This window comes from Sphingomonas sp. BK235, from assembly GCF_004345855.1.
GTDB lineage: Bacteria > Pseudomonadota > Alphaproteobacteria > Sphingomonadales > Sphingomonadaceae > Sphingomonas.
The window spans coordinates 375220-390066 of record NZ_SLXN01000004.1 but is presented as its reverse complement, the minus strand read 5'-3'; the positions used below and the strand labels follow the sequence as shown (position 1 = coordinate 390066).

18 protein-coding genes are annotated in these 14847 nt (G+C 72.3%); 15 read left to right on the top strand and 3 right to left on the bottom strand.

The window, feature by feature from the left end; translation table 11 throughout:
* Positions 1–16: 16 nt before the first annotated feature.
* Positions 17–2011: a flagellar biosynthesis protein FlhA gene (locus EV292_RS13625; RefSeq protein WP_132909752.1), complete on the bottom strand. Its 1995-nt coding sequence runs from the start codon at positions 2009–2011 to the stop codon at positions 17–19.
* A 3-nt stretch (positions 2012–2014) separates the two neighbouring features.
* Positions 2015–2722, bottom strand: a complete 708-nt coding sequence (locus EV292_RS13620) for a lytic transglycosylase domain-containing protein (protein ID WP_132909751.1) — start codon at positions 2720–2722, stop codon at positions 2015–2017.
* 436 nt (positions 2723–3158) lie between these two features.
* Between EV292_RS13620 and EV292_RS13615 the strand changes: the two genes are divergently transcribed.
* The 13 genes from EV292_RS13615 to EV292_RS13555 all read left to right on the top strand — a co-directional run bounded on the left by EV292_RS13615 (position 3159) and on the right by EV292_RS13555 (position 12689).
* A complete protein-coding gene (locus EV292_RS13615; protein ID WP_243693769.1) occupies positions 3159–4364 on the top strand; it encodes an EscU/YscU/HrcU family type III secretion system export apparatus switch protein in 1206 nt (401 codons plus the stop codon).
* Positions 4364–4684 (top strand): flagellar biosynthetic protein FliO, encoded by a 321-nt coding sequence (locus EV292_RS13610; protein ID WP_132909750.1) that lies wholly within the window; start codon positions 4364–4366, stop codon positions 4682–4684. Before EV292_RS13615 ends, EV292_RS13610 begins: the two co-directional genes overlap by 1 nt.
* On the top strand, positions 4681–5706 hold the full coding sequence (locus tag EV292_RS13605; RefSeq protein WP_132909749.1) for a FliM/FliN family flagellar motor switch protein: 1026 nt from the start codon (positions 4681–4683) through the stop codon (positions 5704–5706). Before EV292_RS13610 ends, EV292_RS13605 begins: the two co-directional genes overlap by 4 nt.
* A gap of 4 nt (positions 5707–5710) precedes the next feature.
* Positions 5711–6391, top strand: a complete 681-nt coding sequence (gene sctR, locus EV292_RS13600; protein WP_132909748.1) for a type III secretion system export apparatus subunit SctR — start codon at positions 5711–5713, stop codon at positions 6389–6391.
* A 13-nt stretch (positions 6392–6404) separates the two neighbouring features.
* Positions 6405–6674, top strand: a complete 270-nt coding sequence (gene sctS / locus EV292_RS13595) for a type III secretion system export apparatus subunit SctS (protein WP_132909747.1) — start codon at positions 6405–6407, stop codon at positions 6672–6674.
* 7 nt (positions 6675–6681) lie between these two features.
* Positions 6682–7470, top strand: a complete 789-nt coding sequence (gene sctT, locus EV292_RS13590) for a type III secretion system export apparatus subunit SctT (protein ID WP_132909746.1) — start codon at positions 6682–6684, stop codon at positions 7468–7470.
* Complete coding sequence (locus EV292_RS13585; protein WP_243693768.1) at positions 7467–7829, top strand: LuxR C-terminal-related transcriptional regulator; 363 nt, start codon at positions 7467–7469, stop codon at positions 7827–7829. The genes sctT and EV292_RS13585 overlap by 4 nt, the downstream gene beginning before the upstream one ends.
* Positions 7830–7943: 114 nt before the next feature.
* The gene (locus tag EV292_RS13580) at positions 7944–8600 is read left to right on the top strand and encodes a hypothetical protein (RefSeq protein ID WP_132909745.1); all 657 of its coding nucleotides are present in this window, start codon (positions 7944–7946) and stop codon (positions 8598–8600) included.
* A 98-nt stretch (positions 8601–8698) separates the two neighbouring features.
* Positions 8699–9463 carry a hypothetical protein gene (locus EV292_RS13575; RefSeq protein WP_132909744.1) on the top strand — a complete coding sequence of 255 codons (765 nt, stop codon included), beginning with the start codon at positions 8699–8701 and terminating at the stop codon, positions 9461–9463.
* Positions 9464–9544: 81 nt separating this feature from the next.
* A complete protein-coding gene (locus tag EV292_RS13570; RefSeq protein ID WP_132909743.1) occupies positions 9545–10081 on the top strand; it encodes a hypothetical protein in 537 nt (178 codons plus the stop codon).
* Between the two features lie 53 nt (positions 10082–10134).
* Positions 10135–10974 carry a hypothetical protein gene (locus tag EV292_RS13565; RefSeq protein WP_132909742.1) on the top strand — a complete coding sequence of 280 codons (840 nt, stop codon included), beginning with the start codon at positions 10135–10137 and terminating at the stop codon, positions 10972–10974.
* A gap of 568 nt (positions 10975–11542) precedes the next feature.
* Positions 11543–12247, top strand: coding sequence for a DNA/RNA non-specific endonuclease (locus EV292_RS13560; RefSeq protein WP_132909741.1), 705 nt, complete (start codon positions 11543–11545; stop codon positions 12245–12247).
* Positions 12248–12278: 31 nt separating this feature from the next.
* A complete protein-coding gene (locus EV292_RS13555) occupies positions 12279–12689 on the top strand; it encodes a hypothetical protein (RefSeq protein ID WP_132909740.1) in 411 nt (136 codons plus the stop codon).
* A gap of 73 nt (positions 12690–12762) precedes the next feature.
* On the opposite strand, the gene EV292_RS13550 is transcribed toward EV292_RS13555, so the two are convergent.
* The gene (locus EV292_RS13550) at positions 12763–13467 is read right to left on the bottom strand and encodes an SIMPL domain-containing protein (protein WP_243693767.1); all 705 of its coding nucleotides are present in this window, start codon (positions 13465–13467) and stop codon (positions 12763–12765) included.
* 84 nt (positions 13468–13551) lie between these two features.
* On the opposite strand from EV292_RS13550, the gene EV292_RS13545 reads away from it, so the two are divergent.
* Together EV292_RS13545 and gloB are read left to right on the top strand one after the other, a co-directional pair.
* Positions 13552–14004 carry a VOC family protein gene (locus tag EV292_RS13545; RefSeq protein WP_132909738.1) on the top strand — a complete coding sequence of 151 codons (453 nt, stop codon included), beginning with the start codon at positions 13552–13554 and terminating at the stop codon, positions 14002–14004.
* Positions 14004–14723, top strand: coding sequence for a hydroxyacylglutathione hydrolase (gene gloB, locus EV292_RS13540; protein ID WP_132909737.1), 720 nt, complete (start codon positions 14004–14006; stop codon positions 14721–14723). Before EV292_RS13545 ends, gloB begins: the two co-directional genes overlap by 1 nt.
* The last annotated feature ends 124 nt before the right edge of the window (positions 14724–14847 follow it).

The window sequence follows — 14847 nt, the reverse complement described above, 5'->3', positions numbered from 1 at the left end:
CCGCGACTCCTTTTGTTCAGGGCTGGGCATCGGCGAGCGCGGGCGCGGCATAGCTGGGGGCGATCCCCGCGGGCATGCCGACCTGGCCGACGACCGTGATCGATGTGGTGGCGCTCAGTTCGTTGAACGCCATGACCGGGAGGTCGAACAGCGCCTCCTCGATCAGCTGGCGCATCGCGCGGCGCACCTCGAAGGCGGTCACCAGCGCGGTCGCACCGGTGTCGCGCGCCGCCGCGGCGATCGCGTCGATCAGCTGGCGCGCCACCTCGGGGGGCAGCGCGGCGCGCTCCACCCCGTCGACGAGGCGGACCGAGTCACGGACCGCGGTCTCCAGCTCGGGCGCGACCACCAGCGCGCGCACCGTGCCGTCGAGAGCGGCCTGTTCGAACAGGTAGCGGCGCACCGCGACGCGGGTGAGGTCGGCGATGCGCGGCACGTCGCGTTCCTGCGCGGCGGCATCGGTGAGCCCCTCGAGCACGTCGCGCATGTTGCGCAGGCTCACCTCCTCGGCGGCGAGGCGGCGCAGCACCTCGGCGATGCGCGGCGCGGGCAGCGCGCGCACCGCCTCCTTGACCACCTCGGGATAATCCTCGCCGACGCGGTTGAGCAGCGTCACCGCCTCCTGCACGCCGAGGAAGCGCGGCAGCTGGCGCCGCATCAGCGCGGCGATCGCCGCGACCGCGGCCTCGGACGTGTCCCAAGCCCCGGCGCCGACCGGCAGCTCATAGGCGAGCAACTGCCACGCGCGCGCGCGCTCGGGCGCGACGAAATGGATCGCGAGCCGCGGCAACGGCACGCCGCTGCGGTGCTGGAGCCGGTCGAGCATCGCGCGCAGCGCGGCGGCGAGCGCCTCCTCCTCCACCTGCGACGGGCGCGGCCCGCTGAGCTGGAGCAGCAGCGGCAGGATCGGGCGCGGCGGGGCGGGCTCGGCCGCGAGCGTCGCCGCGCGCGGTGCCTCGCGCCCGCGCGCGGCGACGCGGCGCAGCGGCCCGGCATGGCGCAGCACGTGCGGGCGCAGCCGCGGATGCAGCGACGCCCCCGCCAGCATCAGCGCCAGCCCGAGCAGCACGAAGGTCACCGTGGGAAAGCCGGGGATCAGCGCGAAGGCGAGCGCGATCGCGCCCACCACCAGCAGCACGCGCGGCTGTGCGGTGAGCTGGCGCTGGATCGCCTGGCCGAGGTTGGAGTCGCGCTCCTCGTCGATCGAGCGGGTCACCATCAACCCCGCCGCCATCGCGCCGAGCAGCGCGGGGATCTGCGCGACCAGACCCTCGCCGATCGTCAGGATCGAATATTGGTGCGTGGCGGCGCCCACCTCCATGCCCTGCTGGAGCACGCCGATCGCGAGCCCGCCGATCAGGTTGACGACGACGATCACGATCGAGGCGATCGCGTCGCCCTTCACGAACTTCATCGCGCCGTCGAGGCTGCCGTGCAGCTTGCTCTCCAGCTCGAGCACGCGCCGCCGCCGCCGCGCCTCGTCCTTGTCGATCAGCCCCGACCGCAGGTCGCTGTCGATCGAGAGCTGCTTGCCCGGCATCGAATCCAGGCTGAACCGCGCCGCCACCTCGGCGACGCGCTCGGCGCCCTTGGCGATGACGATGAACTGCACCACCGTGATGATGAGGAACATCACCAGCCCCACCACCACGTTGCCCGCGGCCATCAGCTGGCCGAAGGTCTGGATGATGTGGCCGCCGTGCCCCTCGCTCAGGATCAGCCGCGTCGTGGTGATCGACAGCGCCAGCCGGAACAGCGTGCTGACCAGCAGGATCGCGGGAAAGGCGGAGAAATCGAGCGGTGCGCGGATGTAGAGCGTGGTCAGCAGCAGCGTGACGCCCAGCGTGATGTTGATCGCCACCAGCATGTCGACCACGACGATCGGCAGCGGCAGGAACAGCAGCGCGACGATCGTCACCAGCACCGCGACCAGCCCGAGATCGGAGAAGCGTGCGCTCAGCGACGGCCGCGGCGCGGCGCTGCTGGACTGGAAATAGCGTTCGACGCTCATCGCTCAGCGCCCGCGCCGTTGCTGCCAGCGCGTCAGGATCGCGCCGACATAGCCCTGCGTCTCGCGATAGCGCGGCACCTGCCGCCCGGCCTTGAGTACCGCGCCCGGCCCGGCGTTGTACGCGGCGAGCACCAGCGGCACGTCATTGCCGAACTGCGCCTGGAGCCGCTTGAGATAGACCGCGCCCGCGGACAGCGCGAGCACCGGGTCGGTCAGCATCGCGCGCGGGTCGCGCACCCCGACGCTGCGCGCGGTGGCGGGCATCACCTGCATCAGCCCGAGCGCGCCCTTGCCCGACACCGCGTCGAGCCGGCCGCCCGATTCCTGCTGGAGCATCGAGGCGAACAGGTGCGGATCGATGCGATAGTGGCGGCTGATCGCGGTGACGAGCGGCGCGGGGAGCGGCGCGGGCGCCGCATGTGACCGGCGATCGCGCGCGACCGGTGCCCGACCACCGGCCGCGGCCATCCCCGGCGTCGCGGCGCGCGCCGCCGGCATGGCGACCGAGACGCTGCGCGGTACCTCGCCCACGATCGGCAGCGCCGCTACCGGTGCCGCGGGCGACGCCGACGCGTCGCCGCACCAGGCGGCGGCCTCGTGGAAGCGCGGGTCGATCGCGCCGGCGCCGCATCCCGCGGCGGCGGCGGGGCCGCCGGCCACCAACGCGGCGCCGAGAACGGCGCGCGTCAGCCATCTCTCGTGCATCGCCATCGATCAACCTCTCCGTCTCGTCGCGCGGGCGGCCCGGGGGGCAGCCGCGCTATTGGCGAAAGGTCGACGTTCGTGGGGGGTCCTGCGGCGCCGTCGTTGCCGTATTGCGACAAAGGATATCCAGACGCGGGGCGACCGCAACCGCCCAATTCTTACAATGGTTGCGCGGCTCGCCGGCATTTTAGCACGCCTAATCCCGCAATTTCTGCCACAAATCCGTAAAGAACGTGGTTTCGTTCGAGTAACGACCCGCAGCCGGCCGCGGATTCGAGTGCGACGGGCCGGGCAGCATCTACGATCCGGTGAAACGGTTTCATGACATTGCTGCTGTCGCATCGAGCGGTTATTCCGCCGCCATCGGTTCGACACGTGGAACGGGTCCTGCGGTCTACCGAGAGGCTCCTGCCATCATGGCGCGGGGCCGACGTGGCCGACCATGGCGACCGCGGGCGCGCTTCCTCGAGCGGGGGAGCGGCGCGCGCGGCGGCAGGCGGAGCGACTGGTGGCGAGCAACAACGACGGCGGCGACAAGACCGAGAAGCCCACTCCCAAGAGACTGGCCGACGCGCGTCGCAAGGGCGACGTCGCCAAGTCACGCGATCTCACCGGCACCGTGACGCTCTTCGTCTGGGCGATGGTGTTCCTGTTCGGGGTCGGCGTCGCGGGGACTCGGCTGGTCGGGCTGTTCGACGATACGTTCACCGCGGTGGCGCGCGGGGGCGCGTTCGCGCCGTCGGCGCTGACGCTGGGCGGCAGCGCGCTGACCGCGCTGGTGTTCATCACCGCCGCCGCGCTGCTGCCGCCCGCGATCGCGGGCTTCCTCTCCGAATTCCTCCAGGCCGGCGGCGTGTTCACGCTGGAGAAGGTCAAGCCCACGCTCGACAAGATGAACCCGGTCGAGGGCATCAAACGCATGTTCAGCGTCGACAATCTTGGCGAGCTGGCGAAGACGCTGGTGAAGACCGCGCTGATCGTGGCGGTGATGTGGCTGGTGTTCCGCCAGGCGTCGCCCGCGATCTTCAACGGCGCCGGCCCGGCATGGCTGGCGAGCGGCGCCACCGACGGGCGCGCCGCGGCGGGCGCGGCGCTGCTGTCGAGCGGCGCGGTGGTGCGCGACGCGCTGCTGTGGACCTTCGGCGTGTTCCTGTTCGTCGCGGTGCTCGACATGGCGTGGCAGCGGCATCGCTACGTCAAGAAGCTGCGCATGAGCCTGCGCGACATCCGCGAGGAGTCCAAGGAGAACGAGGGCAACCCGCTGATCAAGTCGAACCGCCGCCAGCTCCACGAGGAATGGGCCAACCAGAATGCGGTGGGCGCGGCGCGCAAGGCGAACGTGCTGGTGGTCAACCCCACCCACATCGCGATCGCGCTGGACTATGACGCGGAGAGCTGCCCCGTCCCGGTGATGACCGCCAAGGGCGAGGGGCCGCTCGCGCAGGCGATGCGCGCCGCCGCGGTGGAGGCGGGGGTGCCGATCGTGCGCCACGTGCCGGTGGCGCGCCGGCTCTACGAGGACGCCGGGGTCGATGAGGTGATCCCGCGCGACATGTTCGATGCGATCGCCCAGATCGTGCTGTGGGCGCAGCGCGCGCGGGGCGAGGGCGCGGCGGCCGAACCGGTCGACCTGGAAGGAGTGGCGTGATGGACTCGACGATCGGCACCGCGCTGACCGGGCTGCTGGGCATGATCATCGCGCTCGCGATCGTGCTGGGGCTCGCCTATGTCGCGCTGCGCACGCTCAAGACGTGGCAGGACCGCGGCTTCGAGCGCGGCGCGGCGGCCGACCGCCAGCTCCGCTTCGTGCGCGCGCTGCCGATCGGCCAGCGCGAGCGGCTGTTGCTGGTCGAGGCCGAGGGCGAGCTGCTGCTGATCGGCGTCGCGGCGGGATCGGTCAGCCTGTTGCGCAACTATGGTGCGCCCGGCGACCGACCCGCCGCCGCGAGCGAGCGGGGGCCGGCATGAGCGCGGGCGCGCTCGCGGGCCGGCTGCGCCGCGTCGACGAGGGCCGCGCGCGGCTTCAGACGCAGCTGATCGGCGCGCTCAACCACCGGCTGGTGGGCGAGCTGCACACGGTGGCGCGGCTCGCGCCCGAGCGCGACCGCCGCGCCGCGAGCGGCTGGCTGCGCTTCACCGGACAGGTCGGGCGGATCGCGATCTCGCCGCTGCTCGTCGACGGCGCGGTGGCGCATATCGCGGGGCCGCGCGGCGAGCTCGACGCGGTCGCCGCGGCGGCGCTGCTCGGCCCGATCGAGCCGCTGGTCGCCGCGCTCGAGACCGCGCTCGGGGGCGAACTCCACCCCGCCGGGCTGAGCCACACGGTCGAGCCCGATCAGCTCTTCATCCGCATCGACGCGGGCGCGCAGCCCAGCCGGGTGCAGACCCGGCTGCTGGTGGCGCTGCCCCCCGGCGCCGCGCTCGCCGACGACGCGCTGCCCGCGCCGCCGCTCGACCCCGCCGCGGTCGCGCGCGTGCGCATGGCGTGGCGCGCGACGATCGCGGGGCCGGCGGTGCCCGCGCGCGCGCTCGCCACGCTCGCGCCGCGCGACATGATCGTGCTCGGCGTCGCGCCGTTGCGCGTCGCGCTGGGGTGGCAGGCGGGCGGCGGCGACCTGCTCGCGCACATGGATTTCAGCCAGAGGAAGCTTATCGTGCAGGAAAATGCCACGCTGCCGTCGGACGACGACGCGGCTGACACGCCCGCCCCGCCGGCCGATGCGCCGCCGCCGCCGGGCGCGCCCGCGCTCGCCGCCGAACTAAGCGACGTGCCGGTGCGGCTCAGCTTCGCGTTCGACGGCAGCAGCCTGCCCGCGGGTGACGTCGCGACGCTGGGCGAGGGCAGCGTGCTGCCGCTGCCCGCCGCGGGACAGACGCTGGCGGTGCGGATCATGAGCGGGGGCGCGGTGATCGGCGCGGGCGAGCTGGTCGCGCTGGGCGAGGGCTTCGGCGTGATCGTCACGCGCGTCGGCGGGGCGGAGGCGCGCTGAGCCGATGGATCTCTCCACCTTCACGCCCGGTTCGGCGCTGGTCGTCGTCGTCGCGCTGGCGATCGCGCCCTTCTTCGCGGTGATGGTCACCTCCTTCACCAAGATCGTCGTGACGCTCAGCCTGTTGCGCAATGCCCTGGGGTTGCAGCAGGTGCCCCCCAATATCGTGCTCAACGGCCTCGCTCTGGTGCTGACGTTGTACGTCATGTACCCGGTCGGCCAGCGGATGCAGGACGCGATCGTCGCGGGCCAGGTGGCGCAGGCGCAGCAGCCGGGCGGCAGCCTGCTCGGCTCCACCTCGACGATGGTCGGCGCGGCCGATGCCGCCAAGGAACCGCTGCGCGACTTCCTCATCAAGCATTCGGACCCGCGCGAGCGCGCCTTCTTCCTGCGCACCGCGCAGCGCGTCGGCGATCCGCAGCGCGCGCAGCAGATGAGCGACCGCGACTTCGTGGTGGTGGTGCCGTCCTTCGTGGTGCGCGAGCTCAGCGCGGCGTTCCAGATCGGCTTCCTGATCTTCCTGCCCTTCCTGGTGATCGACCTGGTGATCTCGAACATCCTGCTCGCGATGGGCATGATGATGCTGTCGCCCACGACGATCTCGTTGCCGTTCAAGCTGCTGCTGTTCGTGCTCGTGGATGGCTGGGTGAAGCTCGCGCACGGTCTCGTGCTGTCCTACGCGTGACGGGAGCCGATGCATGAACGCCGATTTCGTCCAGCTCACCTATGACGCGCTGTGGCTGGTGCTGATCCTGTCGGCGCCGCCGATCGTGGTCGCGGCGGTCTCGGGGCTGCTTGTCGCGGTGGTGCAGGCGGCGACGCAGATCCAGGAACAGACGCTGCAATATACCGTCAAGTTCTTCGCGATCGTGCTGACGCTGTTCGTCACCGCCTCGCTGCTCGGCGCCTCGCTGTACCGCTTCGGCGACCGGGTGTTCACCCAGTTCCCGGCGTTGATCGCGCGGTGATCGCGGCGTGACCGGCTGGGCGGACCAGGTCCTGCTGCTGGGGGTCGCGACCGCGCGGGTGGCGGCGACCTTCCTGCTGCTGCCGATGTTCTCGAGCGAGACCGTGCCCGCGCTGGTGCGCAACTCGATCTTCGTCGCGATGGGGGTGATCTCGCTGCTGATCCAGCCGCCGCTGCTGGTGGCCGCGCTGGCCCCGCAGCAATGGGTGTCGCTGATCGCCAAGGAAGTGCTGGTCGGGCTGACGATCGGCTTCTTCTTCGGCTCGGTGCTATGGGCGCTGGAGGGGGCGGGGCAGATCATCGATGCCAAGGTCGGCGCGACGCTGGCGCAGGTGGTGGATCCGCTCTCGGGCAACCAGACCTCGCTCAACGGCGCCTTCCTCGGGCGGCTGGCGAGCGTGGTGTTCCTGTTCTCGGGCGGGCTCGGGCTGGTGGTGCAGGTGGTGGTGCAGAGCTACGCGATCTGGCCGATCGCGGCGCCGATGCCGCGGCTCGATGGCGCGACGCTGGCGCTGTACGAGGGCGAGTTCGGGCGGCTGATGGTGTTGGCGACGCTGTTCGCCGCGCCGGTGCTGAGCGCGCTGTTCCTGATCGACCTCTGCCTCGGGCTGATCAACCGCTTCGCGCAGCAGCTCAACGTCTTCACCCTGTCGCTGTCGCTCAAGTCGTTCGCCGCGACCGCGCTGATCCTGGTGCTGCTCGGCAGCTATGTCGCCGCGGTCGTCCACGACGTCGCCACCCGCCCCGACGCGCTGCTGGCGCTGCTGCGCGGCTTCGCCGGGAAGCCCGTGCCGTGACCGCGACGCAGGTCCGGCCGAGCAGCGAGGACGAGCGCATCGCCGCGATCGCCGAGCTGCTGCGTCGCGCTGACGCGCAGCCCGGCGCGCCGGCCGCGGTCGCGCTGGGCGAGCATATGGTCGAGGCCGCGCGCGTTCCTGCGCGCCATCGCGACGCGCTGCTGCGGCTCACCCCGACCGAGCTGACCTGCATCCGCTTCCTCGGCTGGGGCCGCGCCAACCGCGACATCGCGACGCTGCTGCTGATGTCGGAGAATACGGTGCGGGTCCATCTCGCCAATGTCGCGCGCAAGCTCGAGCTCGACGGGATGCGCGAGCTGGCCGCGCTCGCCGGGCTGCTGTTCTATCCCTCGGACTGAGCGCGCTAGTCGTTTCGACTAGGGCGGCTAGTCGTTTCGCTGAGCGCGCCGCGCCCCCCGCCACCGTATCACGTCCCCAACACCAGAGAGCACTCGGCAAGGAAGGACACGATCATGGGTTTCCTCAACAGCTTCAATCCGGTGAACCTCGCCTCCCAGGTCGCGCTGACCGCGGCCACCGGCGGGACGAGCCTGATCCTCCAGACCGCGCTGCGCGCCGTGGTCTCGAACATCGGCCAGCAGCTGATCCAGCAGCTCGGCTCGCAGTTCGGCGTGCCGCAGAACGTCATCGATCTGGCGCAGGGCAATTTCGCCGGCTCGGTCGGTGACTTCGAGGGCGCCTCGTCCAACTATCAGGACGTCATCAGCGAGTTCGTCGGCCAGGCCGGCGGTTCCCCGCTCGAGGAAGGCCAGCTGCGCGGCAGCGCCGACGAGCTGCGTGACTCGATGTTCCGCAACGCGATCGACCGGCTGCGCAATTCCGGCCCCGAGGAGGCGCGTCCCGGCGCCGGCGGCCGCAACGGCAGCGTGCTGATGCGCATCGCCATCGCGCTGGGCCAGCTGATGGACCAGAAGATGGACGAGATGGCCGGTCTGGCCGACAAGATCGGCGACATGGGCACGATCGACAACAAGAACCAGTCGCAGTTGATGGAGCTCAACGCGCGGCTCCAGGGCCTGTCGCAGGAGACCAACATCCTCGGCAACGCGATGACCAACTCGATCAAGACGATCGGCGAGAGTGCCGCGACCATCGCCCGCAAGGGGTGAGGATCGCGTTCCTGCGGAAAAGGGGGGCGGCCGGTCGCGGGACCGGCCGTCTCCTTTCTGCGTTCCCGACCCGTCGTTCACTGCGAAAGGAAGAAGTCATGCACCGCGCGCTGGCGCCCGCCGCCGTCCTCCTGCTCGTCGCCGCCCCGGCGCAGGCGCAGATCCAGCCCGATTTCACCCAGATCGGCCAGGCGGTGAACGGGCTCGCCTTCCCGGTGACGATGAACATGTGCAACGCCGGCTTCTGCGGGCCGCAGCGCGACTCCGGCGCGCGCGCGCCGTCGCGCCGCGGGCGGGCCAGTGCATCGGCGCTCGCCGCGACCTCGGGCGCGCCCGCGCGCGCCGGCACCGCGGTGGCGATCGGCACCTATGAGGCGAGCGACGCGCTCGCCAAGCAGACGCTCGACGGTTATGTCGCGCGCATCCGCCGCAGCGATCCGCGTGCCGCGGCGCAGGTCGCGCGCGAGTTCGGCCGGCACGACTATCGCACCGTGTACCGCGGCATCGTCGGCGACGCGGGGTTCCGCGCCGATTCGGTGTCGGACGCGATGGCGGCCTATATGATGATGGCCTGGCTGATCGCGAACAAGGGCACGCGCGAGCCCTCCGCCACCGAGGCGCTGGGCCTGCGCCGCCAGTTCGCCGCGCGCGCCGCCGCCGCGCCGGAGGTGCTGAGCAACCGCGCCAAGCTGGGCGAGGAGCTCAAGCTGCTGGTGGTGACGCTCAACGCGGGGATGCAGTCGGCGCAGCGCGAGCGCACGATGGACCGGTACGCCGATGGCGTCGCGACGATGGTGCAGCGGCAATATGGGCTCGACCTGCGCCGACTCCGCCTCTCCGCCGACGGCTTCGTGGACGCGTGAGCGCGCGGGGCTAATCGGAACGATGATGGCGCGACGCGGCGCAGGCGCGCATCTCTGTCCGGTGATTCGACAGGTGACATGATGAACGCGATCGACGGCTATGCCAGCTTCCCCGCCACCCCGCTCCACGGCGCGGGCGCGATCGCGCCCGCCCCGGCGGGGACGCACGCCGACGCGCGCTCGCTCGCGGGCACCGCGATCGGCGAGATCGGGCAGCGCGTGCTCGCCTGGGTCGGGCAGAGCGCGCGCTCGCACGACACCGCCTCGCACGCTTGGCAGGCGAGCAGCGGGGTGGCGGGCAGCTTCCGTCCCGACCCCGCCGAGCTGGCGCGCGGTGGCGACGTCTACGACCTGCGCGGGCTCGCCGCCGATCTCGGCGCGCACACCGGCGCGACCCCGACGCAGGAGGGCGAGCTGCGCCGCGCGCTCGAGGACGTGACCCGCGGTGCCGCGATCCAGCTCGCCGGCCTGTCGGGTGCGCCCGCCGACCGCCAGCTCGCGGGGATGCGCGAGGCGCTCGCCGGCGCGCTGGAGATCGGCGCGGGCGAGGGCGCGGACGGCGTGGTGGCGCGGCTCCAGGCGGCGGCCGCGACGCTCGCGCGCGGGCTGGACGGCTGAGCGCCATCGCCGCCGCGCCGCAGCACAGCGGCAAGCAGATCGAGGAGAGCGCGATGCGCGGCATGCTGGGTTGGGGAGTCGCGCTCGGGGTCGCGCTGGCGGCGACGGGCGGCGTGGCGGCCCCGCGGCGCGGCGCGCCGCCGCGCGCGCAGGTGGTCAACGCGGGCAGCGAGCAGGCGGTGCGCGTCGGCGCGACCACCGTCTCGCGCCCGTTCGGCGCCACGCTGGTCGACGCGCTGACGATCGTCGGCAGCTATCGGCTCGGCGACGAGCGGCTGTGGCTGATCCGCGGCGACGGCGAGGCGAGCTGCCCGCACCGCTATGTCGTGATCCGCCGGCGCTCGGCAGAGGAGATCGAGACCAGCACGCCGTTCGGCACCTGCGGGATCGCCGCGCCCGCGCGGGTCGCGCGCGGGGCGCTGCTGATCGCTTTCCCCGCCGCCGCGACCATCGGCGCGGCGCGTTACGCCTATCGCGGCGGCGAGGTGCGATCGCTCGACGCGCCCACCGCGGCGCAGCGCGCGGCGATGCCGGGCTGCATGCCGGGCATGGCGGTGTCCGCCGCCGACCAGACCGCCGCGCTGGCGGCGTTCGAGGCGCGCTATCCCGCCGCCTATGGCGACGCGAAGCGGCTGCGCGCGGCGGCGCTGACCCCGCCCGCGCTGCGCGAGCTGGTCGCGGGGCTGGCGTGCCTCGCGAGCTGGCCCGCGGCGCAGGACGTGGTGCCGCGCCGCGCCGCGCCCTTGTTCGCGAGCAAGCGCTGGGGCAGCGCCGCTTTCGCCGCGCTCGACGACATCGCGCAGGACCGTGCCAGCTCGCCGCACCTCGCCGCGGTGGCGCGCGCCTTCGCCGCCGAGATGCGCTACCGGGTCGACCGCCGCAGCACGATCTGACCGCGTCGCCACCGCCCTAATCGGAACGCTTATGGTTCCGCGCGCCGCCGCGGCTTAGCCCATCTCCCGAGAGCTTCGGGAGAGTGGAGATGATCGATCCCCTGAGTGCCGCGCGCGGTGCCGCCGAGACCGGGGCGCGCCTCGGCGCGTCGCAGGCGGCGACCCGGATCGTCGCGGACGCGCGCGTCGGCGCGGGCATCGACGCCGACCGCGCCGCCGCCGGGCTGAGCGCGCTGGCGCGGCACGATCCCGGCGCCGCCGCCGCGGCACGCGTCGAGGTCGAGGCGGCGATGACCCCGGTCGAGCGCGCGCAGCTCGACGTCCGCCTCGCCAGCAACGACAATCCTCCCGCCGCCCCCGCCGCCCCGCCGGTCGATCGCGCCGGGATGATCCTCGATCTCGGCCAGATGGCGCTGGATCTCACCGGCATCGTCGATCCCACCCCGATCTCGGACGGGACCAATGCGGTGATCTCGCTGTTCCGCGGCGACGTCTTGGGCGCGGCCATCTCGGCGGCGGGAATCATCCCGGTGGTCGGCGACGCGGCCAAGCTGGGCAAGCTCGGCAAATGGGCGGAGAATGTCGCCAATGCCGCCGACCTCGCGCGGCGCGATCCCGCTTTCGCCCAGGCGGCGCGCCCGCGCTGGAGAAGATCCGCGACCTGCTCCACAAGGCCGATCCCGCCGACCTGCCGCTGCCGCAATCGGCCAAGGACCAGCTGCTGGCGATGCGCGGCAAGCTCGACGAGGCGCTCGCCCCCGCGGCGCGCCAGTCGGTACGCACCTTCGACGACGCCGCCGCCTTCAACCGCGCCGCCAACGCCGCCGAGGCCAACACCACCTATGTCTACGGCAATTTCCGCTACACCACCGACGCCGCCGGACGCCCCGCGGTGGCCGAGGGGCGGGTGACGCTGACCCCGGCGGGGCGCAACGATCCCGATCTCCAGGCGCAGATTCGGCGCGAGGGGCGGCCGACCGACGTCGGCTTCCACGTCGTCGCCGACCGGTTCGGCGGCCAGACCAACCGGCTCAACGTCGTCGCGGGCAACGGGCGGCCGATCGGCGACGGCCTCTCCAACCTCAACCAGGGCGCGTACAAACGCTTCGAGAACACCGTCGCCTCGCTCGCGGAGAACCCCGCCAACCGCGTCGAGGTGCGGATCGAGACGCGCTTCGCCGAGGGCAACGCCACCGCGCGCCCCGACGAGTTCGTCGCGTCCTACCGAGTCAACGACGGGCGCTGGCGTACCCAGACGTTCGACAATAAATAAGGCGCTGACGATGCTGGCGGAAGGAGGGACCGTGACGCTGACCGAGGCACAGGAGCGCGTGGTACAAGCGCTCGCGGCGCGCGCGCCGGCGGGGTGGCGGCGGATCGTCGCCGATATCGAGGTGATCGAGGAGGCCGGCGGCTATGCGATGGACAGCGTCGCCTTCGCCATCGTGCCCAGCGGCAGCGATTACGCCGACCCGACGATCGAGGTCGACCGCGCCACCCGCGACGCGGTGGCGGCGCTGCACCGCGTGATCCGCGACGGCGGCGAGGACCGCACGCTGGGCAGCCTGGAGCTGACGATCGAGCAGGACGGCACCTATCGCTTCGCTTACGATTACGCGCCGCCGCGCCGGCTCAACGGCCAGTGGGACGCGGACCGGGAAGCGCGGCTCGACGGCTATCTCGATCTCTACCGCGCCGAGATGGCGGCGCGCTGACGCGCGCTCGCAGCCGGGATGATCGCGCGCTGACGCGCGCTCGCAGCGAGGATGACCGCGCGCTGACGCGCGCTCAGCGGAGGTAGAATTCCACCGTCGTGACGACACGCACCTTCTTGAAAGGCGTGTCGGCGACGCCATAGCCGCCGCCCTCGCCGTCGCGCGCCTCGACCGAGAAATAGCCCTGCGTCGCGCTGCGAATCCCGCCCACCGCGGTGCCGCTGTCCTGCGCGAACTGCTCGGCGGCGGCGCGCGCGTCGCGGGTGGCAGCGGCGACCATCGCGGGCTTGATCGCGTTGAGCCGGGTGAAGCTGTACGCCATCCCCGACCCTTCCTGGAGCTGGACGCCCTGGCGCACCAGCTCGAACTGGCGCGCCACCGCGGCGCGGGCGCGCGCCACGTCGGTGGTGCGCAGCTGGAGGCGCTGCGTGATGGTGACGGTGCGGACGCCGTTGTTCATCATGTGGCTCACCCCCGCGCCCGCCGGGGTCAGCGCGTCGGCGGGAAAGCCCAGCGCGGCGAAATAGCGCCGCAGCGTCTCGGTATCGCGCGCGATATCGGCCTGCGCCGCGGCGGAGTCGACGTTCTGCTCGGCATAGTTGAGCGTCCAGGTGGCGAGATCGGCGGTGACGTCGCGCTCGGCCAGCCCGCGCACCGTCACCGCACGGTCGCTGCGTTTCGCGCGCAGCAACCCGTCGCCGAGCAGATAGCCGCCCAGCACGATCCCCAAGGCCAAGATCGTCGCGGCCAGCAGCAGCGCGCGCGAGCGGTGTTCCATCGCGTCCTCCCGTCCCATATAGCGCGCACGAGGCTGGACTGGCCACGATGAACCGTTGCTTTACGTCGACGAATGGAAGATGCCATGACCCAATATCTCCACACGATGATCCGCGTCAGCGATCCCGACGCGACGATCGCCTTCTTCGCGCTGCTCGGGCTGAGCGAGGTGCGGCGGATGGAGAATGCGGCGGGGCGCTTCACGCTGATCTTCCTCGCGACCGCGGCGGACGCCGCGATCGGTGACCGCCGCGTCGAGGTGGAGCTGACCTACAATTGGCCCGCCGAGGACGGCAGCGCGCCCGAACAATATGGCGGCGGCCGCAATTTCGGGCATCTCGCCTATCGCGTCGACGATATCTACGCGACCTGCCAGCGGTTCGCCGACGCGGGTGTGACGATCAACCGCCCCCCGCGCGACGGTCATATGGCGTTCGTGAAGACCCCCGACGGCATCTCGATCGAGCTGCTCCAGGCCGGGTCGCCGCTCGCGCCGGCCGAGCCCTGGGCGTCGATGCCCAACACGGGAAGCTGGTGATGCTCGAGATCGTCCGCGTGCCAGTGCTGAGCGACAATTACAGCTGGCTGGTCCATGCCGGCGACGGGCGCGCGGCGGTGGTCGATCCGGGCGAGGCGGCGCCGGTGCTCGCCGCGGCCGCGGCGCGCGGCTGGACCATCGGCGAGATCTGGATCACGCACTGGCACCGCGATCACACCGGCGGCAGCGCGGCGGTCAAGGCGGCGACCGGCGCGACCGTCACCGCCCCGGAGGCGGAGCGCGCGCGGATCGATCCGATCGACCGCGGCGTGCGCGAGGGCGATTCGGTGACGCTGGGGCAGCATCGCGCGACCGTGATCGAGGTGCCGGGGCATACCGCGGGGCACGTCGCCTTCCATTTCGCGGACGACGGTGCGATCTTCACCGGCGACACGCTGTTCGCGCTCGGCTGCGGGCGCTTGTTCGAGGGCGACGCGGCGCAGATGTATCGCAACATGCGCCGCTTCGCCGCGCTGGCGGGCGAGACCGCGGTCTATTGCGGGCACGAATATACCCAGGCCAACGGGCGCTTCGCGCTGACGGTCGAGCCCGACAACGCCGATCTGGTGGCGCGGATGGCCGAGATCGACCGGCTGCGCGCCGCGGGCGAGCCGACCGTGCCGACGACGATCGCGGCCGAGCTGGCGACCAATCCCTTCCTGCGCGCGGACGATGCGGCGCGGCTGGGCGCGTTGCGCGCGGCCAAGGACGCTTTCTAGCGTGGTCCGCTGGCGCGAACCGGCGACGTGTTCCCGCGGAGGCAGGAGCACGCTCCGCCCGCGCGCCGCGCTGTAGGAAAGCGGGCGCCGGCCCGATTCGCCGCGTCGTGCGTTGGGGTGGCGC